Raw genomic sequence first — 22,701 nt, forward strand, 5'->3', positions numbered from 1 at the left:
AAGGAGGTGCGTCGTGACTTTAGCCTATTTCTGCATTTTGATAGCCGTGTTTTTGCCCCTGTTTTGCGCCGCCTACGCCAAAAAAGCGGCCGGTTTCAACTTTGCCGCCGACAACCGCAATCCGCGCGATTTTCTGGCCAAAACCGAAGGCCGCGCCGCCCGTGCCAACGCCGCCCAGCAAAACGGCTACGAAGTGTTCGCCCCCTTTGCCGCCGCCGTGCTGGTGGCGCACGCCACCGGCGGGGCTGCCCAAGGCGTGATCAATTTTTGGGCGCTGCTGTTTGTGGCCAGCCGCCTGCTGTATATCTATTGCTATATCTGCGACAAACACACCCTGCGCTCGATCTCGTTTACCGTCGGCTTGGTCTGCATCGTGGCCCTGTTTGTGGCGGCGTTTTAGTGTTCAGGTAGCCTGAGACCTTTGCAAAACCCCCAGATGTTGATGCAGTTCAAGGCGTAGCAGCGCAGCGAGCGTGAACGCCAGGAATCCCCGTGGGACAATATCATGAAGATAGGCAAGCGAGCGAGCAGCACACAACGCAGAAATGCGCCGCAGATGGGGGTTTTGCAAAGGTCTCAGCCTGACGCTGGCCGAAAGGCTACCTGAAAGCCTGTAACATAAAGAATTGAAAAACCAATCGGAAATCCATCCATGAAATTTATTGACGAAGCCAAAATCGAAGTGGTCGCCGGCCGCGGCGGCAACGGCGCGGTGAGCTTCCGGCGCGAGAAATTCGTGCCGCGCGGCGGGCCGGACGGCGGCGACGGCGGCCGCGGCGGCAGCGTGTTTGCCGTGGCCGACGAAAACGTGAACACCTTAGTGGAATACCGCTTTGTCAAACGCTATCAGGCCAAAAACGGTGAGAAGGGGCACGGCTCCGACTGCTACGGCGCGGGCGCGGACGACATCGAACTCAAAATGCCGGTCGGCACCGTGATCCGCGACACCGACACCGATGAAATCGTGGCCGACCTCACCCACCACGGCCAGCGCGTCTGCTTGGCGCGCGGCGGCAAAGGCGGCTTGGGCAACATCCATTTCAAGTCTTCCGTTAACCGTGCGCCCAAGCAGTCCACGCCCGGCGAGGAAGGCGAGGCGCGCAGCCTGCAGCTGGAATTGAAAGTGCTGGCCGATGTGGGCCTGCTCGGCATGCCCAATGCCGGTAAATCCACCCTGATCCGCGCCGTATCCGCGGCCCGCCCGAAAGTGGCCGATTATCCGTTTACCACCCTGCATCCGAATTTGGGCGTGGTGCGTTTGGACGAAAACCACAGCTTTGTGATGGCCGATATTCCCGGTCTGATTGAAGGCGCGGCCGAAGGTGCGGGGCTGGGCCACCGCTTTCTGAAGCATTTGGCGCGCACCGGCCTCTTGCTGCACGTGGTGGATTTGGCGCCTTTTGATGAGGCCGCCAACCCCGCCGCCGAAGCCCTGGCGATTGTGGACGAGCTGCGCCGTTACGACGAAGCGCTGTATCAGAAGCCGCGCTGGTTGGTGTTGAACAAGTTCGACATGCTGCCCGAAGACGAGCAGGCAAGCCGGGTGGCCGAATTTTTAAGCGCCATCGGCTGGGATTACCCTGAGCCGGACGACCGCTTCGGCTTCGACCGCGACACCCCGCGCGTGTTCCGCATCAGCGCGCTCACCCATCAGGGCACGCAGGAATTGGTGCAGACCATCCAGCGTTATCTGGAAGCGGAAAAAGCCCGTTTGGCCGAGGAGGCGGCTGCCGAACCGCCCGCCGCTTCTGCATCGGCCACCGATACCGATGTGTTGAAACCGGAGTGATGACATGAAACATTATGTTTGGATTGCAGCAGCGGTTTTGCTGGCCGCCTGTTCGCCGCAAGACAGCGCCGTCCCGCAGGCCGCTTCTGCGGCTTCCGCCCCGGCTGCCGCCGTATCGCAGCCGCTTGCTGATGGCGCCCACCCCAGCCGCGACGTGCTGGATTGGGCCGGCACCTACCGCGGCAAACTGCCCTGCGGCTCCTGCGAAGCCATCGAAACCGAGCTGGTGTTGCAGCAGGACGGCGGCTACCGCTTGGTGGAAACCTATCTGGAGCGCGAGCCGGTGCGCACCGAGGTATCCGGCCGCTTTGAATGGCTGGACGACGGCAGCCGCATCCGTTTGGACGCAGCGGGCGACCGGCGCTATTACCTGGTGGGCGAAAACCGCATCTGGGGCATGGATGCCGAAGGCAACCGTTTGGAAGGCGAGATGGCGGATTTGTATAGCTTGCAGAAAGCGGAAGCGCCATAAGGCCGCGGGCGGGAGAGCCGCATACATCCAAGATCTCAGTCTACGGCAGCTGAGAGAGCCGACACCATTTGGTAGGGTGTGGATTGAAAGACGGCATCATGCAACAAAGCACACCGCAGTCGGCTGTTAAGCCGAGAACAGAGCGTGCGCAACGGGCGACTGACCAAAGTGCGCTATGTGGTGGAACAAGGCTTTGGTACGTTGCAGCGTAGATTCCGCTATGGTTGTGCTCGTACTTTGGTTTACAGAAGGTGGTCGCAGAAAAGTTACCTGAAAGCGAAGTCTATACCTGCTGAGTGCGGCCAAAAGGCTCAGTGTGCCTATGGCTGCCTGAACAGGCAGGAAGCGACTAATGATTAGGTACTTTAAAGGGGTTTTGGGGATTGCTTGTCTGCTTTTTAGGCAAAAACAGCCGGAACATAACGGGGTATGTTCCGGCTTTTTGTTGGCGTGGGGTTTTGCAAAGGTTTCAGGCTGGATAAGGTATCTATGTTTTCTTATTGGGAAATGATTCATCAATAAAAAGGTTATATATATACAAATAGGAAATCAATATACTGCGTGTCTTCTGAAACCAACACACACAACATCCAAATGAATACCTTGAATCATAAACTCAGCCGCTTTCAGCCAGCCCTGCTCGCTGTTTTGCGGATCACATCCGCCTATATGTTCTTGCTGCACGGTACGGCCAAACTCTTTGCTTTGCCCCATGTGGAAATGTTTGACGGCATGCAGCTGATGTCAATCTACGGCTTAGCAGGTATACTCGAGGTCGTCGGCGGCCTGTTGCTTTTGGTCGGCCTGTTTACCCGCCCGGTGGCCTTTATTTTGTCGGGTCAAATGGCATTCGCCTATTTTATGGCCCATACAGCGCCTTCTCCGCTGCTTCCGCTGCTCAATGGCGGCGAACCGGCAGCCCTGTTCTGCTTTATCTTCTTATATATCGCATCGGCAGGCGGCGGCCTTTGGGCTTTGGATAAGCAGCTGGATAAAAGCGCTTAAAACTGCCGACAAGCAGCGCCTTCCCGCGGTGTTTCATGCCAGGCGGTATGGACTGGCATTCGGGTGACAATCTGTCAGCAGAGGCCGGAAATTAAGTGCGGCGTGATACGTTGTGCCGATATGCTTCACGCAGCCAAAGCAAGATTCTGCCGAAAGCGCCGATGCCGTACCGCTTGCCGCCCGTCTTTGGGTTGTCGATGCTTTTTCCTTTTACCCCATCCTCATTCATTGAAAATCTAGGAAACCCTATGTCTTATCAAAATATTCAAAAAACCGCAGAAACCCGTCGCTCTGTTTACGCGCTGAATAAAAACCTGCCTTTGCCGGCGGCCGAAGTGGTGGAAATCGTGAAGCATGCCGTGCTGCATACGCCTTCTGCCTTCAATTCGCAATCTACCCGTGTGGTGGTATTGCTGGGTGCAGACCATGAAAAGCTGTGGCAATTCGCCGAAGAAGCCTTGCGCGCCATTGTGCCTGCCGAACAGTTTGATTCCACCAAACAAAAGCTCGATATGTTTAAAGCAGCGGCCGGCTCAGTGCTCTTTTTTGAAGATCAAACGGTGGTTAAAGGCTTGCAGGAACAATTCCCCCTGTATGCAGACAACTTCCCGGTTTGGGCCGAACACACCGATGCCATGCACCAATATGCCGTGTGGACGACCTTCGCTGCTGCCGGCATCGGCGCCAATCTGCAGCACTACAATCCTTTGATTGACCAAGCCGTGGCTAAAGAGTGGAACATCCCCGCATCTTGGACCCTGCGTGCGCAAATGGTGTTCGGCGGCATTGATGCCCCCGCCGGCGAGAAAGCGTTCAAACCGCTGGAAGAACGCTTGCAAGTATTCGGCCTATAAGGCTTAAATTCTGTGGCTGCCTGCTTGGAATGCGGTTTCAAGCAGGCATTATTGTGGCCCAAGCATCTGCAAACTCCGATAGCCGCAGGGTTTTTCTTCGGAAATGACTGCGCAGCAAATGATCAAGCGCACCGTGTGTGCAACATCGAGCAAGTCACTGCCCGAGACCTTTGCAAAACCCCCATCTGCGGCGCAGTTCAAGGCGTAGCAGCGCAGCGAGTGCAGACATATCAGATAGTAGATAGGCAAGCGAGCGAGTAGCGCACAACGCAGAAATGCGCCGCAGATGGGGGTTTTGCAAAGGTCTCTGCCCGGTATTTCACTTCCAGCATTTTTGTGTCGCTGCTAGACAGCGGCCAGCTATCTGTTGTCTTTGCCCGTGGTTTTTTCAGGTAGCCTGATGCCTAATGATGGATAGAATCCCTGCTTTATTTCTCGGTCATGCCCCCCCATCCGGGTGTGCCAAGAGCATGGCCTCGAGCACCGCCTGCCCTGAGTCAAGCCTCCCCGGACGAGCGGAAATGCGCACAAGGCTGGACACTTTGTGCGCATGCACAACGCAGCAGGCATGGATTTTCAAGCAGACACAGAAGCGAACTTGCGCAGCAAAAATACCGCCGCAACACTAATGGTCAACAACCTCTGCCCGCCAAAGGCTACCTGAAAGCCTTTCAGGTAGCCTTTCTCCTGCCAAAATAGCGCCAACAGCCGCTTTGAAAGCGCGTATAATAGCCGCCGTTTGAGTATCCGAAACAGAGAGGCCGCCATGTCCGTAAAATACAAACGTATCCTGCTGAAACTCTCCGGCGAAGCGCTGATGGGCAACGACCCCTTCGGCATCAACCGCGACACCATCATGGAAATTGTCGGCCAGGTGAAAGAAATCGCCGACATGGGCGTGCAGGTGGGCGTGGTGGTCGGCGGCGGCAACATTTTCCGCGGCGTATCCGCCCAAGCGGGCAGCATGGACCGCGCCACGGCCGACTACATGGGCATGATGGCCACCGTCATGAACGCGCTGGCTCTCAAAGACGCTTTTGAAAGCCTCGGCCAACCCGCCCGCGTGCAATCCGCCCTCTCCATGCAGCAGATTGCCGAAACCTACGCGCGGCCCAAAGCCATTCAATATCTGGAAGAAGGCAAAGTGGTCATCTTCGCCGCCGGCACCGGCAACCCCTTCTTCACCACCGACACCGCCGCCGCCCTGCGCGGTGCCGAAATGAACTGCGACATCATGCTCAAAGCCACCAATGTGGACGGCGTCTATACCGCAGACCCGAAAAAAGACCCGGCCGCCACCCGCTACCAAACCATTACCTTCGACGAAGCCATCATCAAAAACCTGAAAGTGATGGACGCCACTGCATTCGCCCTCTGCCGCGAACGCAAGCTCAACATCGTCGTCTTCGGCATCGCCAAAGAAGGCGCCCTCAAGCGCGTGGTAACGGGCGAAGACGAAGGCACCTTGGTGCACATTTAAAGAACGGTGCCCAAGGCTACCTGAAACCGACAAACAACCATTCATCAAAATCCAAAGGAAACCCGCCATGCTGAATGACATTCAAAAACAAGCCGACAGCAAAATGCAGCGCTCGCTGGAAGTGCTGCGCGAAAACCTGGTCAAAGTGCGCACCGGCCGCGCCCACACCGGCCTGTTGGACCAAGTGGAAGTGGAATATTACGGCAGCCCGGTGCCGGTGAGCCAAGTGGCCAACGTAACCCTGCTCGACGCGCGCACCATCGGCGTCAAAGTGTACGAAAGCAATATGGCCGCCGCCGTAGAAAAAGCCATCCGCGATTCCAACCTCGGTCTCAACCCTGCCGCCATGGGCGACGTGATCCGCGTACCGATGCCCATGCTCACCGAAGAGCGCCGCAAAGACCTGATCAAAGTGGTGCGCGCAGAAGCCGAAGAGGGTCGCGTGGCCATCCGCAACGTGCGCCGCGACGCCAACGACCACATTAAAAAAATGTTGAAAGACAAAGAAGTGCCCGAAGACGATGCACGCCGTGGCGAAGAAGCCGTGCAAAAACTGACCGACAAATACATTGCGGAAGTTGACAAAATGCTGGCCGCCAAAGAAGAAGACCTGATGGCCATCTAAGCCGCCAACCGCGCCGCTCATCCGTCTCTTTGTCCGTTCAGGCTACCTGAAACAGCCACACAAACTGCTTTCAGGTAGCCTCTTATCTTGCTAAACTGCCCCAAATGCCCTGCAAAGGAGCCCGCCATGAGCAGCAGCACCCAAACCATCCCCTCTCCCACCGCCATTCCCCGCCACATCTGCGTGGTGATGGATGGCAACGGCCGTTGGGCCAAAAAGCGCTTCCTGCCCCGCGTGCTCGGGCACAAGCGCGGCGTGGGAACGCTGGAAACCATGGCCGCCCGCTGCTCCGAATTGGGCGTGGCCTACCTCACCGTATTCGCCTTCTCCACCGAAAACTGGCGCCGCCCCGAAGACGAAGTATCGTTTTTGATGAAGCTGTTCATGCGCGCGCTCAGAGTGGAAGTGGAGAAAATGCACCAAAACAATATGCGCTTGAAAGTGATTGGCAGCCGCCGCCGCTTCTCCCCCGAGATCATCGCCGGCATCGAAGCCGCCGAGGCGCTGACCGCCGCCAACACCGGCCTCACCCTCACCGTAGCCGCCGATTACGGCGGCCGTTGGGACATCTTGCAGGCCACCAACCAATTGATACGGGAAGGCAAAACCGAAATCACCGAGACCGATTTGGCCGCCCGCCTGATGCTGGCCGAAGCGCCGGAACCCGACCTCTTTATCCGCACCGGCGGCGAAACCCGCATCAGCAACTTCATGCTGTGGCAGATGGCCTATGCCGAACTGTATTTTACCGATGTCTTGTGGCCGGACTTCGACGCCGCCGAACTCGACAAAGCAGTACAATCTTTCCAAAAACGCGAACGCCGCTTCGGCCGCACCAGCGAGCAGCTGCCGCCGGAACTGCAACGCTCTTAGACATGGCTCCCTGATTTTCCCCAATCATCAAACCAAAGGCTACCTGAAAACAAGCTGCGCGGATTTCTGCGTAGCTAAAACTTTCAGGTAGCCTTTTTCCGTTCCGGCTGCTGCCGGTTCGATTTAAATGGCGCGGCCGCTCACCCAGTTGCGAATGGCACGCGCATCGTTCACACGGGTGGTGGTGGAAGGCGAATTGAGCAGCACAATTACCAAAGGCTGCTGCTGCACATTGGCATACAGCACCATGGAACGGCCGCTTTCGCGGATGTAGCCGGTTTTCTGTAGGGAAATATTCCACGCGCCTTCACGGATCAGCGCATTGCTGTTGCGATATTGCTGCACGCGGCCGTTGCTGGTATAGGCTGAGCCGGAATTAGCTGTGCTGAACTGGCGGATCACCGGATACTCGTTGGCCGCCCGCACCATCAGGCTCAAATCGCGGGCGGTGGAAACATTGCGGAAATCCAAACCGGTAGGCTCGTAAAAACGGGTTTGGTGCATGCCCAAACTTTGCGCTTTTTGGTTCATCGCCGCCACAAAAGCCGGCATCCCGCCCGGATAATTGCGGCCCAAGGCATGGATGGCGCGGTTTTCGCTGCTCATCAAACCCAAATGCAGCATATCGCGACGGCTCATGACCGTGCCGATGCTCAGGCGGCTGGACGTGCCTTTCAAACGGTCGATTTCAGCCGTAGTAATCTCCAGCTGCTCACCCATGTTCTGACGCGCATCCAGCACCACCATGGCCGCCATCAGCTTGGAAATAGAGGCAATCGGGCGCACTTGGTCGATGCCCTTCTGATAGAGAATCTCGCCGCTGCGGCCGTTCATGATCAAAGCCGACTGTGAAGACAACAGCGGGCCGGCCAATGCGGCCTGCGCTTCCACCGCATCGGCCGGGCGGCTGCTGATGAAATTGCCCAGCGGGTCTTCCTGTACCGGCAGCTTTTGTTCCAAAAAGTCGCCCAATACGTCGATGTCGTCTTGCGCCGATGCCGGTAAGCTGAATGCCATCAGGCTGAACCCGGCGGCCAGGGCTACGCCCCATTTTTTAAACTGAAACCACTGCATTTTTGTTTTACCTCAACTACTTAAATCAAACAAAGCGGCTGCAGATTCTGCCGCATCACACGTTTACGCAAACGTTCAATTTATGATTGAAAACATAACCTTATTCATTTTGGTTAAAAAACACGGCCTTGTAAAGCCTTTTTACCCAATCCGCCCGTGCTGCGTATCGCCGGCACAACCGGGCGCCGTTTGATATGGCAGGCGTAACTCTATATACTGGCGCGTCTTTTGCAGCCATTTTTTCCAGTACAAACATCATGAGTAAAGACCTCCGCCATTGTTCTTTCTGCGGCAAATCCGAAAACGAAGTCAAAAATCTGATTGAGGGAGACGATGCCTTAATCTGCAACGAGTGCATCGACACCTGCAGCCATATGATCCATAACGCGGAAGCCGATACCGGCACCGACGCGGAAAACGACCGTCTGCCCACCCCTGCGGAAATCGTGGCCAACCTCGACCAACATGTGATCGGCCAAGAGCAGGCCAAAAAAGCCTTGGCCGTTGCGGTTTACAACCATTACAAACGCCTGCGCCACCCCAAAGAAGGCGACAACGTCGAGCTGTCCAAATCCAATATCCTGCTCATCGGTCCCACCGGCTCGGGCAAAACCCTGCTGGCACAAAGCCTGGCACGCAAGCTGAACGTGCCTTTCGTGATGGCCGACGCCACCACCCTCACCGAAGCCGGTTATGTGGGCGAAGATGTGGAGCAAATCATCACCAAACTGCTGGGCAAATGCGATTTCGACGTAGAGAAAGCGCAAAAAGGCATTGTCTATATTGACGAAATCGACAAAATCTCCCGCAAGAGCGACAACCCTTCGATTACGCGCGACGTCTCCGGGGAGGGTGTACAGCAAGCGCTGTTGAAACTGATTGAAGGCACCGTGGCCTCCGTGCCGCCGCAAGGTGGGCGCAAGCACCCGAACCAAGAGTTCATCAACGTGGACACCACCAACATCCTGTTTATCTGCGGCGGTGCTTTTGCCGGCTTGGAGAAAGTGATCCGTCAGCGCACCGAAAAAGGCGGCATCGGCTTCGGTGCGGCGGTGCACAGCAAAGATGAAGACGCCGACATCACCGAGCTGTTTGAAGTGGTGGAGCCGGAAGACCTGATCAAATTCGGCCTGATTCCCGAATTAATCGGCCGTCTGCCGGTGATCGCTACCCTGGCCGAACTGGATGAAGATGCGCTGATCAATATTCTCACCGAGCCGAAAAACGCTTTGGTAAAACAATACCAAGCCCTGTTTGCCATGGAAGGCGTGGAATTGAAGGTCCAGCCCTCTGCCCTGCGCAGCATCGCCAAGTTGGCGATGAGCCGCAAAACGGGCGCCCGCGGCCTGCGTTCGATTGTCGAGCGCGCCCTGCTGGAAACCATGTACCGCCTGCCCGATGTCAAAGATGAGATCACAACCGTGGTCATTGACGAAGCCGTCATCGACCGGCAACAGCAGCCCAAACTGCTGCGTGAAGACGGCAGCGAATACGCCGCTTAAATAAACAGGCTACCTGAAAAGGCAAAGTGTTTTTTCAGGTAGCCTGAGGAGCAAAACCATGTGGCACATCGTCGCCATCGGCTATATTTTCGTCACCCTGATGTTCTCTATCGCCCAGCCTTCTTTGGCGCGGGCCTTGATTTATCTGGTGTTCTGGACCATTCTGCCCACCCTGTTTATGTTTTGGGTGGCGATGGTCAGACGGCGCAACCGGCTGATGAAGCGACAGGAGCAAAACCCGCCGTCTGCCAAAGAACCTTAAGTGCCCAGACACAAGCGGCCAGTATTGCCCACCCAATAAAAGCGCGCATCAAGAAACCGAGGCCGTTTCTGTCCAAACAGAAACGGCCTCGGTTTTTTCTTCTCAGGCTACCTGAAAGCTGTTACAGAAGCTGAGCAGAGCAGTTTGCTGCTTATGCCACTTGGGTTTGGTGTTCGTCGCCGTTGCGTGCGCGGATTTCGCCCAAACGGTAAACGGTTTCGCCTTGTTCGGCCAAGAACTGCTGCACTGCGTCGGCATCTTCTTTGGCGATGATGACGACCATGCCGATGCCGCAGTTGAAGGTGCGGTACATTTCTTGCTGCGCCACATTGCCGGCTTGTTGCAACCATTGGAACAGCTTGGGCATTTGCCATGCTTTGGCGTCGATTTGGGCTACGGTGTTTTCCGGCAGTACGCGCGGTACGTTTTCGGTGATGCCGCCGCCGGTGATGTGCGCCATGCCTTTGATGGTGAACTGCTTCAGCGCGGCGAGAATCGGTTTCACATACAGGCGGGTCGGGGCGATGATGGCTTGGCGCAGAGTTTTGCCGCCGTCGAACGGTGCGTCCAAATCGGGCTGGTCGCGCTCGATGATTTTACGCACCAGAGAATAGCCGTTGGAATGTGCGCCGTTGGAAGCCAAGCTCAGCACCACGTCGCCGGGCACGATGCTGCGGCCGTTGATGACTTGGTCTTTTTCCACCACGCCCACGGCGAAGCCGGCCAAATCGTATTCGCCTTCGGGATACATACCGGGCATTTCGGCGGTTTCGCCGCCGATGAGGGCGCAGCCGGATGCTTCGCAGCCTTGGGCGATGCCTTTAATCACGTCGGTGGCGCGGGCGACATCGAGTTTGCCGCAGGCGAAGTAGTCGAGAAAAAACAGCGGCTCCGCGCCTTGCACCAGAATATCGTTCACGCTCATGGCCACTAGGTCGATGCCGACGGTGTCGTGTTGGTCCCAATCGAAAGCCAGTTTCAGTTTGGTGCCCACGCCGTCGGTGCCGGAAACGAGCACGGGGTTTTGGTATTTCTTGCTGATTTCCACCAGTGCGCCGAAGCCGCCCAAATCGCCCAATACTTCGGGGCGCATGGTGCGTTTGGCAAAAGGTTTGATGTTTTCAACGAGTTGGTCGCCTGCGTCGATGTCCACGCCTGCGTCGCGGTAGCTTAAAGATTGGCTCATGATGCGCTTTCTGAGTCGGAAAAGAAAAACGGGCTTATTTTAACCGATTTTAACCGCCTCATTCAGGCTTTCCGCTTCCATATGCCACAGACAGGCTACCTGAAAAGCGGCGGGCGGCAGCCGGCATCTTCGCGGCAACGCGCATACAGCCAGCGGATGCCGTCGCCAATGGCCAGCAGTGCCACGCTGGCGTGGGTTTCTTCGGGATAGGTGACGGTTTCCACCGATAACTGCCGATACTGCGGCTTCAGCAGTTGTGCGCCGAAATGCTGCACTTCGCTGACCATGGCCCGCTCGGACAATACGGCTTGGCGCTGCGATGAGCGTGGCAGATGGGGAGCCAATGTTTCTTCGTATTGGCCGGCGCTGAGCCGCAATCCGAACCGGCCCTCTCCCGCCGCAGCCAGGCGGCCCGAGAAGGCCGGCCATTCTTGCAGGATGCGGCGTTGGTTCCACCAGATAGACGGGCTGGCTGCCAAGCGGTTGCGGAAGCTGGCCGGGTATTTCATCAGGCTGTACAAAGCGAACAAACCGCCGTAAGAATGGCCGAATAAGTTTTGCTGCTGCGGATTCAACGAAAAACGGTGCGCCAAATCGGGCCGTAATTCTTCAGTAAGGAAACGGTGGAACGCGTCTGCCCCGCCAAAGCGACGGCTCAAACGGTCGCCGGTTTGGCTGTAATCTTCAGATGGAGGCGTGTAGTCTTCCGCACGGGTGGCCAAATCCAGAAAATGCCGGTCGGAGTAGCCCACCCCCACCAATAACATAGGCACCGCGCCGTTTTCCTCCGCCCGCATCCACATGCCTTGAGCGGCCATGGCCGCTACCGGGAAAAACGCGTCGCCGTCCAACACATACAGCACCGGATAACCCTGTGCCGGCGCCGGGCCGACTGCGGCTACCTGAATGCGGTAGGTTTTGCCGGTATGGCGGCTGGGTAAACGGTATTCATACGCCCCCGGCACCACCGCCGGCGACAATTGTGCCGCAGGCACCGCCGGCTCACTGCGGGCGGCCGGGGCGGCCAACCATATACTGAGCACACTCAAGAAAATCGTCCAACGCATGATGTTTTACCAATGGTAATTGAGGCCGAACACAATGCTGCGGCGGCTGCTGGGGAAGCATTGGGTGGTGCGTGCACTGCCGGTGGTGCCGCGTGCAAAGCAGCCGCCGTAATGGATTTTGTCGGCCGCATTATGGATATCCAGCGAGGCCGTCGCGCCTTGCAGCATTTGGCTGAGGTGGCCCAAATCGTAACGGGCGCCCAAATCAACCAAGGTGGCGGCAGGCGTTTTTACCGTGTTGGCCACATCCGCATAACTGGCAGACACATGGCGTATGCCGGCAGACAATTTCAATCTCTCGTTCAGCAAGGCATATTGCAGCCACAGCGAGGCCATGGTGGCGGGCAGCCCCACCGGGCGGCTGCCCAACTCCTCTTTGATGTTGGAACGGGTCACTTCGGGCTTCAACCAAGTCAGCGCCGCAATGGTGCTCCAGCGCTCGTTCCACTCCGCCCGGGCTTCCAACTCCATGCCCCTCACGCGCACTTGGCCGGTTTGAATTTGCGCACTCGGATGTGCCCCTGTGCGGGTGTCTTTGGTCAGCACATGATTCCGGGTCAGCTGGAAAGCGGACAGGCCGAACAAAGCGCGAAACTCCTCGGGCTGATATTTGAGGCCGATTTCCCACTGCTCGGCCGTGGTGGCGTGGAACGGTTTTTTGTCGCCATAAAGATTCAGGGTTGATACCGGCTCAAATGAAGTGGCATAGCTGGCGTAAGGCGACAAACCGTTGTCCGCCCGATACATCAGCGCCGCCTGATACGTGGTTTTGTGGTCCCGCCGGTCATGCTGCTGCTGTCGGTAGACCGGTAACAGCTGGTCCACCGTTTCCCGGGTATGTACGCGGTCATGGCGTACCCCCAGCTGCGCCAGCCAAGCGCCGGCTTCCATTTGGTTCTGAACATACAGGCCAAGCTGTTGCTGCCGCATGCGGCCGTCACTCTGCCAAGGCGGCGTGAGGATGACGCTGCTCTGCGGATTGGCCGCATCCACCGGCGGCACCCCGGCTCCGCCGCGTAAATTGCCCAATAGGCGCTCGGCCCGGTTGTTTTGGTAATCGGCACCGATATTCAGCGTATGTTTGACGGCACCGGTGTGAAAGCGCAGGCGCAATTGGGCATCGGTGTGGATGCCGCGCATTTTTTCATCGGAGGCGGTGGCCGTTCTGGCCCAAATGCTGCCGCCCAGATGCCCCATCAATGAAGTGTTGCGGAACTCAGAACGCCCATGTGCATAGAGCAGATTATGCTGTAAGGAAATATTTTCGTTCCATGTGTGAGATAGGCGGTAGCCCAACAGCGCCGTATCGCGCTTAAAGCGCTCAAAACTACGCTCGCCCAAAAAAGCATGTTCCGGCACATTGCCTGCCGGATTGTTTGCCAACGTGCCATAAGCCGGCACCGCATTGTAATCGCCCCCAGCAGGATCGTGCTGCCACTGCGCATGTGCCGTCAGCTCGGTTTGCGGGCCGATGCGCCAGGTCAGCGAAGGAGCCAGGGCATAACGCTCGGCAGCCAAGCCGGTTTTCGATTCGCTGTACCGGTGCAGACCGGTGAGCCGCAAGGCCACGCTTTCTCCCTGCCCCAAAGGCTGGTTGATGTCGAAACCGACAAAGCGGTTGCTGTCATGGCCGGCCTCAACCGCCACCTCCCTGCTCGGCTCGAAATAGGCACGTTTGCTGATTTGATTGACCAAACCGCCGGGATTGATTTGGCCGTATTGCACAGAGTTGGCGCCACGCACCACATCAATCCGCTCCAACAAATACGGATCAATGGCACTTTTCAGGTAGCCTTGTCCGGCCGGCAAACGCTGTCCGTCAAGATATTGGACAAAGTTGGCATTGCCGCCGAAACCGCCGAAGCCGCGCAAAAAAATACTGTCGTAGCGGCGGCTGGTACGCGATTCGGAAAACGTACCCGGCGTATAACGCAATGCCTGCGCCACATTCTGCGCCCCCATTTGCCGCATCTGATCCTGCGTGATCACCGAAACCGATGCCGGCGTATGCAGCAACCGGGTATCGGTTTTGGTGGCCGTAGCGCTGCGGGTGGCCACCACACCGCTTGGCGACTGCCAGGCAGATGGCCGCTTACCGGTAACCGTGATGCTTTCCAGCTCGATGCTTTCTTCCTGCTCCGCTCCGTCTGTGCCTTGCGCAGAAGCAGAGAATGCGCCGAGCAACAGCAAATAAAGCAGAGTGAAGCGGGGCGCGGAAAAACGGACTGTATGTGTGGGGCTCATATGCTAAGAAAAGTGGGGAGTTGTTAAGATGAGCAAATATTCTGCATTAATTAAAAATAATTATCAATATTTTTAACAGTAAACTTAGACCTTTCGACTTCTGTAAAAGTATTTCATCATTTCTAAAAATTAAAAATTTCTAAAATTGAAATAATGACTTATTACTTCCCATCAAAACACTTTAAGCATGTCGTCAGACGTCTCAAAAAACAAGCGGACGGCTTCCTCAATGTTTATTTCACACAGTCAAGATATCCAAGTGGTACAGCACTTGCTTCTTTCAGGTAGCCTGGCGGAACAACCATGCCGACCTCTTCCGCGAAAATCTTGACATCCACGTTCGCTGATCCAAAGATCCAAACGCATATCGTGCCGCTCTGCAGGTAGAGCAGTCACCTGTTGGCAGGCGAAGCCGACGCCGATTTTGAGGGGCTGTAAACGCCCCCGCGTGGCCGCCAAAGTAACGTCATAATAGCCGCCACCCTGTCCCAGGCGGTAGCCTCGCGTATCCACGCCCACCAAAGGAATCAGCATCAGATGCAGGTGGTGGGCACGGATTTTTTTGCCCGTAAACTGCGGAATGGCCGGTTGTTTATGCCGCTTACGTTCGGCAATAGCGCGTTCGGGATAGGGCGTAAACCAAAGGCGCAATGCCCCGGCTTCAATATAGGGCAGATACAGCTGCACACCGCGCCGCCGCGCGGCCTGCAGCAAACCGTCCAAACGCAATTCACTACTAACCGGCCAATATACCCCCCAACGCTTACCCCGTTTCAGGTAGCCTTTCAGCAGATTTGCCACATGCCGTTCCGCTTGCCTGCGTTTGGTCTGTGGCAGACGCTTTCTCGCCTGCCGCAATTGCTGCCGCAGCAAGGCCTTGTGTTGGACCATCTCACTTCCCATCAGCAAACAGTTTCATGCCATAAACTCCGTATACAAAAAGGGCCTGCCCGAAGGCAAGCCCTTTTTTTAAGCCGTGATCAACACAAATTAGAATTTGTGAACAACACCGGTACCAACAGACCAAGAGTTTACGTTTTTAGCACCAGTACCAGCTTTGTCACGCAACCAGCCCAGAGATACCAAACCGGTAGTGCGACGAGAGAAGGCGTAGTCAGCACCAGCAATCACTTGGGTGTAACGGGCACCGCTGTGAGCGTTGGTGTTGCTGCTGCTGGATTTACCGTAAGCGGCAGTCAATTTGGGAGTTACTGCACCAAATGTGTAAGCACCGCTCAATTGTACTTCACGGGTGTTCTCGTGACCGTAGTTAACAGCAGTCAAAGAACCATCGTTATTTTTAGCGTATTGCAGACCCAAGGCAACATACAGGTTGTTGGCATCATAACCACCGCTCAGGTTGTGAACGTGAGCATCTTTATCTGCACGAACAGTGTAGTAGTCTACTGCGTAGCGAGCGAAGAAGCCGCTGTTGCTGTAGCCCAAGCCCAAGCCGTATACAGGCACTTTGTCGCTACGGTTGCCACCGTAAACATTGTTACCCGGAGCATATTGAGCCATCAGCTCAAAGCCGCCCCAGTTGGGAGAGGTGTAGTTGATGCTGGTACGGCGGGCACCGAAACGGGTGTAGCGGCCCAAGCCCAAAACTTCGTCGCTGTATTCCCAGTTGTCTTGAGCATCAACAGCGTGTTTCAGCGGAGAGCTAACAAAACCAGCACGAACGGTACCGAAGCCGCCTTCCAAACCGATGAAAGAATCACGAGTACCGAAGCCTTTTTCTTCACCGCCGCCAACATTGGCTTTGGTTTCAATTTGCCAAATGGCTTTCAGGCCGTTACCCAAGTCTTCAGAACCTTTCAGGCCGATACGGGTACCGTAGTCAACAATGTGGAAAGCTTTTTCTTTGTGGCCAGAAGCGGCGCGCTCGGAGTTAGATTGGTATTCAACACCGGCTTTAACGGCACCGTACAAAATTACTTCAGCTGAAGCGGCAACCGGCAAGGAAACCAATGCCAATGCAATCAGGGTTTTTTTCATTGCTGCATTCCTTTTCTTAGTCTAAAAAAACAAACTCAAAGAAGCTGCTTGTTCTTCAAGTTATTCACGTCATCGCCGCGTTAGCGATTTCATGGGGCGTAATATAATTGCTGGGCTGCAAAAAAACAAATTTAATCCGCACATCGGTAATGGAAACCATTCGGCACCTGTAGACTTTCCACCACAAAATAAATTTAATATTTTGAAGTAAAATGGATTTTACAAATTTATAGAAAATCATGTACAGCACGGCTGATTTGTTGCTTTTTTGCCAACGCCCAGCAGTCTGCCCCTCGTCTCTCGCCTGCCTGCAAAAGGAAAAAGGCTACCTGGAAGCTAAATTTCTTCATGAAACCATGCTTTTCAGGTAGCCCCTTGGGGCATCCGGTCTGTTTAAGGCGCAGATTCCATCTGTGCTGGTTTCGTACGCACGGCCATACGCCAGTTGAGCAGCAGCATGGCGCCCGCCACCACCAAACCGATGATGTCGGTCAGGGTTTCCGGCACGATCAGGCAGAATGCGCCGACGGCCATCACGATACGCTGCCACATCGGAATATGGGTTTTGAAGTAGCCTTCCACTGCCGCAGACAAGGCCAGCACACCCATGATGGAAGTCACCGTTACCATGGCGATCACATGCCAAGCCGGCAAAGGGAAGGTTTTGGCGGTAACAGCGGCGTTGGTGACATCGATCATCATCATGTTCGGGTTGTACACAAACATAAACGGTACGATAAAACCGGCCAAAGCGAGCTTGAGCGACTGGAAGCCGGTTTTCATCGGATCGCCGCCGGCAATGCCTGCGCCGGCAAAAGCAGCCAAGGCCACCGGCGGAGTGATGTTGGCAAAGATGCCGAAATAGAACACAAACATATGCGCCACCAATACCGGCACGTCAAAACCGGCCAGTGCGGGGGCGGCCATGGTGGCGGTGATGATGTAGGCCGGAATAGACGGCAAGCCCATGCCCAACACCATGGAGGCCAACATGGTCAGCACCAGGGTGAGAAACAGGGAGCCTGCGCCCAGGGTCACGATGGAGGAGGTCATCACGGTACCGAAGCTGGTGAGGTTGACCACGCCGATGACCACACCCACCATGGCACAGGCCGCCATCACAGACAGGGATTGTTTGGCGCCGTCGGCCAAGGCGCCGATGATGTCGCTCACGCCCATACGGGTTTCCGGCCGCAACATACTTACCGCCACCGTCACGCCGATGGTATAAGCCGCGGCATAGCCCACCGGCACCGATTCGGCCAGCATCCACACCAGCGCCACAATCGGCAGCAGCATGTGGCCGCGGGCTTTCAATACTTCTTTCGCGCGCGGCAAATCGGCCTTCGGAATGCCTTTCAAATCGCGGCTGCCGGCACGGAAATGGACTTGGGCAATCACGCCGAGGTAATACAACAAAGCGGGCAGCAGGGCGGCCAAGGCGATGGTGCCGTAAGACACGCCGGTGGTTTCGGCCATAATGAACGCGGAGGCACCCATAATCGGCGGCAGAATCTGGCCGCCCACCGATGCACTGGCTTCCACCGCACCGGCAAAGTTTTTGTGGTAGCCGATTTTTTTCATCAAAGGAATGGTAAACGCACCGGTGCCGACCACATTGGCCACCGCCGCGCCGTTGATGCTGCCCATAAAGCCGCTGGAAATCACCGCCACCTTGGCCGGGCCGCCCTGTTTGTGTCCGGCCAGCGCCAGCGCCAGATCGTTAAACAGCTGGCCCATGCCGGAGCGCGCCAAAAAAGCGCCGAACAGGATAAACAGGAAAATGAAGGTCACCGAAGCGCCGATGGCCGAGGAATACAAACCTTCGGTTTTCAGATAAAGCTGGCCGAAGATGTCGCCCAGATCGTAAGGGCGGGTGAGCAGCCGGTCGGGCATGAAGCCCATGTGGCTGATGAAGGGATAGGCCAAAAATACCAAGGCGAAAATCGGCAGAATCCAACCGGTGATGCGGCGGGTGCTTTCCAACACCACGGCCACGGTAATCATGGAAAACACAATGTCCATTTGGTTCGGAATACCGCCGCGCACGGTAACGATGTCTTGGTACTGCCAAATCAGGTAGCCTGCGCTGGAAAAAGCGGCCAACACCCACAGCCAGTCATACCAAGCCACCTGCTTGCGGCTGCTGCGCTTGGCGGGCGGATAAATCAGAAAAATCAGCGCCACGCCCACGGCAACGTGCACCGAGCGCTGCACCAATTCGGGCAAAGGGTTGAAGGTAATATAAAGATGGAACAGCGAATAGGCCACGGCAATCACCGCAATCAAAGTGCGCACGGCCTTGCTCTGCGGATTCCGCGTAACCGACTCGCGGTCGTATTTTTCCAAAATTTCCTGCGACTTGGCCGCAGCTTCTTGTTCATGGTTCATCAACAATCCTTTTCAAAAAACCATTGCAGCCGGCTTTGACGGACCGGAGCAATGTTGACCGCCGTGTAATCCGGCAGCATGCGGTAAAGCGGCAGCACCCGCTGACCCAGCCGCACCTCGCCCTGCATATTGCGCGACACCATCCAATTGATTTCAGGCAGCCGCACTTCGCTGCTCAGGCCAACGTAACCCGGCGGTGCCGGTATCGGGCTACCTGAAACCGGCACGCCCGCGCCGAAAGCCTGAATATACGTATGGCGCAGATGCAGGCTGCCGTTCTCCAGCACATAAGCTTCCTGCCAATACTGCTTTTCTACCGAGTGGCGCCATTTCAAGACAAATTCCGGGTGCGGCCACACACAGCGCAGCGTCTCTGCTTGCAGCACAATTTTTTCCTGCGGCTGCCACAAAAGCCACAGACAGAAACAAGGCGCAAGCCAAGTTGCGCCTTGCCCTACCTTTTTCAGGTAGCCTGTTGCCATTTATTGGGCGGCGGATGCAGCGGAAGCCGGCACCGCAGCAGCTTCAGACGCCGCCGGGGCTGCCGGAGCCGCTACCGCGCCCACTTCGTCATAATAGCGCTTGGCACCGGCATGCAGCGGCGCTACCAAACCTTTTTGCGCACCTTCAACACTGATGCCTTTGGCAGCCTGGTGGGCGGTTTGCAATTTGTCCAGATTCTCAAACAGCGCTTTGGTGAGCTGGTAAACGTCTTCTTCGCTCATGTCTTTGCGCACCACCAAGGCATTGAAAATGGCGGCGGTGGGGATGTCTTCGGCATTATTATAAGTGCCTTTCGGAATCGGCATGGCGTTGAAGAACGGCGTGGTCTGGGCAATTTCTGCCAGCTTGTCGGCCGGTACGGCCACCAGCTGCAGGTCGAAGCCTTGTTGCAGTTCCATCAAAGAAGAGTTGGGCAAGCCGCTGGTGAGGAAGGCCGCATCCAGCTTGCCGGCTTTCAAGGCATCCGCCGCTTCGGCATAACCCAAGTAATCCACTTTGATGTCGGTGTAGTTGATGCCGAAGCCGTTCAGCAGGGCACGGGTAGCCAACTCAACGCCGGAACCTTGTGCACCCACGGCCACCCGTTTGCCGCGCAAGTCTTCAATCGATTTGATGCCGGAAGAGGCGGAAGTGACGATTTGCACATAGTTCGGGTACAGCGCGGCGATTTGCTCCACGTTTTCCACTTTACGGCTGAAGCTGCCCTGGCCGTTGATTGCGTCGCTCAAAGCATCGCTCATCACAAAGGCCATTTCCAGTTTGTTTTGGGCCAGCAGATTCAGGTTTTCTACCGAAGCGCCGGTGGTTTGGGTTTTGGCGTTCACGCCGAATTTTTGCGCATACAGCTCGCTCAAGGCGGTGCCGATGATGTTGTAGGGGCCGGAAGCGCCGCCGGTGCCCACGGTCACGAATTTGGTCTGCAGGCCGTTTTGTGCCGCCTGCTCTTGCTGGGGTGCCGCATCACTGCTTGCGGCGGGTTTGGCGGTATTGTCTCCGCCACAAGCTGCCAATGCAGCAGCCAATGCCAGCATAATCAGTTTGGAAGAAGTGTTTTTCATGGCATATCTCCGAAATGAAGTCGTAAAAAAGAAATATAGAATGCGCAGCACATCCGCATAACCCGTCAAATTAACGGAAATTAACTGCCAGCGCAACTGTCTTTACGAGGTATGGCACACAGGAAAAATTTTAGCCCTTACCTTATAATGACTTCCCTCACCAAGCCATTTGATTAGCCGGCCGCCTTTTCAGGTAGCCTACTCTATTTTTACGGAACCCCCACCATTTATGAGCCATACCGTACGCCTGCAATTTGAAGACATCGACAACACCGTGCTGCAACGCCTGTGCGGCCCGCTCGACAGCCACCTCGCCACTCTCGGCCGCGCCCTAAACCTGCAAGTGAGCCGCCGTTTCGAACATTTCACCTTTCTCGGCGAAGCCGCCCATGCCGGCCGCCGCGCCTTGCTCGCACTGGCCGAACTGGCGCAAAGCCGCGATTTGGACGACAACGACATCCGCCTGGCCGCCGTGGAAGCGCAAACCGCCGACAGTGCCTTCCAGCCGCAAACCGACGCCAACCACCAATACCACTTCCGCACCCGCCGCGGCAACCTCAGCGGCCGCACCCCGCGCCAAAACGGCTACATCCGTGCCCTGCTTAATCACGATGTCGTATTCGGCCTCGGCCCGGCCGGCACCGGCAAAACCTATTTGGCCGTGGCCGCTGCGGTGGATGCCATCGAAAAACACCAGGTCGAGCGCATTGTTTTGGTGCGGCCGGCGGTGGAGGCCGGCGAAAAGCTCGGCTTTCTGCCCGGCGACTTGGCGCAAAAAGTCGATCCTTATCTGCGCCCGCTCTACGACGCCCTGTACGATCTGATGGGCTTCGACCGTGTCACCAAGCTGTTGGAAAAAGGCCTCATCGAAATCGCCCCCTTGGCCTATATGCGTGGCCGCACCCTCAACGGCGCCTATGTGATTCTGGACGAAGCGCAAAACACCACGCCCGAGCAAATGAAGATGTTCCTCACCCGCATCGGCTTCGGTGCCAAAGCCGTGATTACCGGCGACTTAAGCCAAATCGACCTGCCGCGCAATATTAAGTCCGGTCTCAAAGACGCCAAAGAAAAGCTGGCCGGTATCGAAGGGCTGTATTTCCACACCTTCACCAGCGAAGACGTGGTGCGCCACCCCTTGGTGCAGAAAATCGTCGATGCCTACGATGCCGCCGAAAGCGAAGCAGCAGACAAGGAGCGAAACGACGAACGCAGGTCGCACTGATGCGCTTGGCCAAGCTATGTAAGCAGCGGCAAAACGCACGCCCTGCAAGTACTTTCTAATGATCCCGCCTACCTTATTTCCCGACCTCGGGCTACCTGAACACAATCTTCTGCCCTACGACGGCGAAGTCCGCCTTCTCGGCAGTCCGTTTGCTGCCGCCGAAGCCGACCATTACCTGCACAGCCTGTTGCACAACACCCCTTGGCAACACGACCAAGTGCGGCTCTACGGCAAAACCCTCACCACCGCCCGCCAAACCGCCTGGTACGGCGACAACGGCCTGCTTTACACCTATTCCGGCATCGCCCGTGCCGCCCGGCCATGGACGCCCTTGCTGCTCGAAATCAAACAGCGGGTTGAAGCGCACGCCGCCGCTGTCTGCAAGGCGCACTTCAACAGTTGCCTGCTCAACCTCTATGCCGACGGCCGGCAAGGGATGGCTTGGCACAGCGACGACGAAGCCGAACTCGGCCCGGTCATCGCTTCACTCAGCTTCGGCGCCATCCGCCGCTTCGCCTTCCGCCACAAACAGACGCAAGAAAAACGCATTCTCCCCCTGGCGCACGGGCAACTGCTGCTGATGTGCGGCACCACCCAGCAATACTGGCAACACGCGCTGCTGAAAAATACTGCCGTCAAGCAGCCCCGCATCAACCTGACGTTCCGCACCATACTCGCCAACCATGCGGGGCCGGCCGAGCCCGCCGACACCACCACAAAAAGGCTACCTGAAAACGAGCTGCGCGAGTTCCTGCGTAGCTAAAGCCTTCAGGTAGCCTGAGACCTTTGCAAAACCCCCAGATGTGGATGCAGTTCAAGGCGTAGCAGCGCAGTGAGTGCAGACATATCATATAGATAGACAAGCGAGCGAGCAGCGCACAACGCAGAAATGCGCCGCAGATGGGGGTTTTGCAAAGGTCTCAGCCTGATTTTTGTTGAGCGCATGGCGGGTCATCGTTTGTTTGCCTGCATTAACAACGCGGGTTGGGATGATGGCGGAGCCGCCACACTGAAAACTGCGGACGGGCAAGCCGTGATGTAAACGGTTGGCAGAGGAGATGAGAAAAGGCTACCTGAAAACGATTCAGGTAG

23 protein-coding genes and 1 pseudogene are annotated in these 22,701 nt (G+C 56.5%); 12 read left to right on the forward strand and 12 right to left on the reverse strand.

Annotated elements, in window-relative coordinates; all coding sequences use genetic code 11:
- Positions 1–13: 13 nt before the first annotated feature.
- Complete coding sequence (locus H3L94_RS00815) at positions 14–400, forward strand: MAPEG family protein (protein WP_182122277.1); 387 nt, start codon at positions 14–16, stop codon at positions 398–400.
- A 3-nt stretch (positions 401–403) separates the two neighbouring features.
- On the opposite strand, the gene H3L94_RS12205 is transcribed toward H3L94_RS00815, so the two are convergent.
- The gene (locus tag H3L94_RS12205; RefSeq protein ID WP_244958859.1) at positions 404–580 is read right to left on the reverse strand and encodes an ATP-dependent exonuclease; all 177 of its coding nucleotides are present in this window, start codon (positions 578–580) and stop codon (positions 404–406) included.
- A gap of 72 nt (positions 581–652) precedes the next feature.
- On the opposite strand from H3L94_RS12205, the gene obgE reads away from it, so the two are divergent.
- The 4 genes from obgE (at position 653) to H3L94_RS00835 (ending at position 4,120) form a co-directional block, all read left to right on the forward strand.
- Positions 653–1,789 (forward strand): GTPase ObgE, encoded by a 1,137-nt coding sequence (obgE, locus tag H3L94_RS00820; protein WP_182122278.1) that lies wholly within the window; start codon positions 653–655, stop codon positions 1,787–1,789.
- Between the two features lie 4 nt (positions 1,790–1,793).
- Positions 1,794–2,261, forward strand: coding sequence for a copper resistance protein NlpE (locus tag H3L94_RS00825; protein ID WP_182122279.1), 468 nt, complete (start codon positions 1,794–1,796; stop codon positions 2,259–2,261).
- A gap of 594 nt (positions 2,262–2,855) precedes the next feature.
- Positions 2,856–3,266 (forward strand): DoxX family protein, encoded by a 411-nt coding sequence (locus tag H3L94_RS00830; protein WP_182122280.1) that lies wholly within the window; start codon positions 2,856–2,858, stop codon positions 3,264–3,266.
- Between the two features lie 248 nt (positions 3,267–3,514).
- The gene (locus tag H3L94_RS00835) at positions 3,515–4,120 is read left to right on the forward strand and encodes a nitroreductase family protein (protein WP_182122281.1); all 606 of its coding nucleotides are present in this window, start codon (positions 3,515–3,517) and stop codon (positions 4,118–4,120) included.
- A gap of 122 nt (positions 4,121–4,242) precedes the next feature.
- On the opposite strand, the pseudogene H3L94_RS12210 reads toward H3L94_RS00835, so the two are convergent.
- Positions 4,243–4,421, reverse strand: a pseudogene (locus tag H3L94_RS12210) (lipoprotein signal peptidase).
- Positions 4,422–4,886: 465 nt separating this feature from the next.
- Here H3L94_RS12210 and pyrH point away from each other — a divergent pair.
- The 3 genes from pyrH (at position 4,887) to uppS (ending at position 7,098) form a co-directional block, all read left to right on the forward strand.
- The gene (pyrH, locus tag H3L94_RS00840; protein WP_009119113.1) at positions 4,887–5,600 is read left to right on the forward strand and encodes a UMP kinase; all 714 of its coding nucleotides are present in this window, start codon (positions 4,887–4,889) and stop codon (positions 5,598–5,600) included.
- Between the two features lie 67 nt (positions 5,601–5,667).
- Positions 5,668–6,225, forward strand: a complete 558-nt coding sequence (gene frr / locus H3L94_RS00845) for a ribosome recycling factor (protein ID WP_182122282.1) — start codon at positions 5,668–5,670, stop codon at positions 6,223–6,225.
- Between the two features lie 126 nt (positions 6,226–6,351).
- Positions 6,352–7,098, forward strand: a complete 747-nt coding sequence (gene uppS, locus H3L94_RS00850; RefSeq protein ID WP_182122283.1) for a polyprenyl diphosphate synthase — start codon at positions 6,352–6,354, stop codon at positions 7,096–7,098.
- Between the two features lie 123 nt (positions 7,099–7,221).
- Here uppS and H3L94_RS00855 read toward each other — a convergent pair whose 3' ends face one another.
- Positions 7,222–8,115, reverse strand: coding sequence for a serine hydrolase (locus H3L94_RS00855; protein WP_182122284.1), 894 nt, complete (start codon positions 8,113–8,115; stop codon positions 7,222–7,224).
- Positions 8,116–8,429: 314 nt separating this feature from the next.
- Between H3L94_RS00855 and clpX the strand changes: the two genes are divergently transcribed.
- Together clpX and H3L94_RS00865 are read left to right on the forward strand one after the other, a co-directional pair.
- Positions 8,430–9,674 carry an ATP-dependent Clp protease ATP-binding subunit ClpX gene (gene clpX, locus H3L94_RS00860; RefSeq protein WP_182122285.1) on the forward strand — a complete coding sequence of 415 codons (1,245 nt, stop codon included), beginning with the start codon at positions 8,430–8,432 and terminating at the stop codon, positions 9,672–9,674.
- A 58-nt stretch (positions 9,675–9,732) separates the two neighbouring features.
- Positions 9,733–9,936, forward strand: a complete 204-nt coding sequence (locus tag H3L94_RS00865; protein ID WP_009119866.1) for a hypothetical protein — start codon at positions 9,733–9,735, stop codon at positions 9,934–9,936.
- A gap of 151 nt (positions 9,937–10,087) precedes the next feature.
- Here the strand turns inward: H3L94_RS00865 and purM are convergent, their stop codons facing one another.
- The 8 genes from purM to H3L94_RS00905 form a co-directional block, all read right to left on the reverse strand.
- Positions 10,088–11,122, reverse strand: coding sequence for a phosphoribosylformylglycinamidine cyclo-ligase (purM, locus tag H3L94_RS00870; RefSeq protein ID WP_182122286.1), 1,035 nt, complete (start codon positions 11,120–11,122; stop codon positions 10,088–10,090).
- Positions 11,123–11,217: 95 nt separating this feature from the next.
- Positions 11,218–12,189, reverse strand: coding sequence for an alpha/beta hydrolase (locus H3L94_RS00875; RefSeq protein ID WP_182122287.1), 972 nt, complete (start codon positions 12,187–12,189; stop codon positions 11,218–11,220).
- Between the two features lie 6 nt (positions 12,190–12,195).
- On the reverse strand, positions 12,196–14,433 hold the full coding sequence (locus H3L94_RS00880) for a TonB-dependent siderophore receptor (RefSeq protein WP_182122288.1): 2,238 nt from the start codon (positions 14,431–14,433) through the stop codon (positions 12,196–12,198).
- Between the two features lie 246 nt (positions 14,434–14,679).
- A complete protein-coding gene (locus H3L94_RS00885) occupies positions 14,680–15,324 on the reverse strand; it encodes a 5-formyltetrahydrofolate cyclo-ligase (RefSeq protein WP_244958786.1) in 645 nt (214 codons plus the stop codon).
- Between the two features lie 99 nt (positions 15,325–15,423).
- Positions 15,424–16,431, reverse strand: a complete 1,008-nt coding sequence (locus H3L94_RS00890; RefSeq protein WP_182122290.1) for a porin — start codon at positions 16,429–16,431, stop codon at positions 15,424–15,426.
- Between the two features lie 393 nt (positions 16,432–16,824).
- The gene (locus H3L94_RS00895) at positions 16,825–18,822 is read right to left on the reverse strand and encodes a TRAP transporter permease (RefSeq protein ID WP_182122291.1); all 1,998 of its coding nucleotides are present in this window, start codon (positions 18,820–18,822) and stop codon (positions 16,825–16,827) included.
- A complete protein-coding gene (locus tag H3L94_RS00900; RefSeq protein WP_182122292.1) occupies positions 18,822–19,208 on the reverse strand; it encodes a DUF1850 domain-containing protein in 387 nt (128 codons plus the stop codon). The genes H3L94_RS00895 and H3L94_RS00900 overlap by 1 nt, the downstream gene beginning before the upstream one ends.
- A gap of 96 nt (positions 19,209–19,304) precedes the next feature.
- Positions 19,305–20,384 (reverse strand): TAXI family TRAP transporter solute-binding subunit, encoded by a 1,080-nt coding sequence (locus H3L94_RS00905; RefSeq protein ID WP_182122293.1) that lies wholly within the window; start codon positions 20,382–20,384, stop codon positions 19,305–19,307.
- A 229-nt stretch (positions 20,385–20,613) separates the two neighbouring features.
- Here H3L94_RS00905 and H3L94_RS00910 point away from each other — a divergent pair, with 229 nt between their 5' ends.
- Entirely contained in the window at positions 20,614–21,609 is a 996-nt protein-coding gene (locus H3L94_RS00910; RefSeq protein ID WP_182122294.1) for a PhoH family protein, read from the forward strand.
- 58 nt (positions 21,610–21,667) lie between these two features.
- Positions 21,668–22,372, forward strand: a complete 705-nt coding sequence (locus H3L94_RS00915) for an alpha-ketoglutarate-dependent dioxygenase AlkB family protein (RefSeq protein ID WP_182122295.1) — start codon at positions 21,668–21,670, stop codon at positions 22,370–22,372.
- Between the two features lie 5 nt (positions 22,373–22,377).
- Here the strand turns inward: H3L94_RS00915 and H3L94_RS12215 are convergent, their stop codons facing one another.
- A complete protein-coding gene (locus H3L94_RS12215; RefSeq protein ID WP_342355408.1) occupies positions 22,378–22,524 on the reverse strand; it encodes a lipoprotein signal peptidase in 147 nt (48 codons plus the stop codon).
- Between the last annotated feature and the right edge of the window lie 177 nt (positions 22,525–22,701).

The sequence above is a fragment of the Neisseria shayeganii genome (assembly GCF_014054965.1).
Classification (GTDB): Bacteria; Pseudomonadota; Gammaproteobacteria; order Burkholderiales; family Neisseriaceae; genus Eikenella; species Eikenella shayeganii.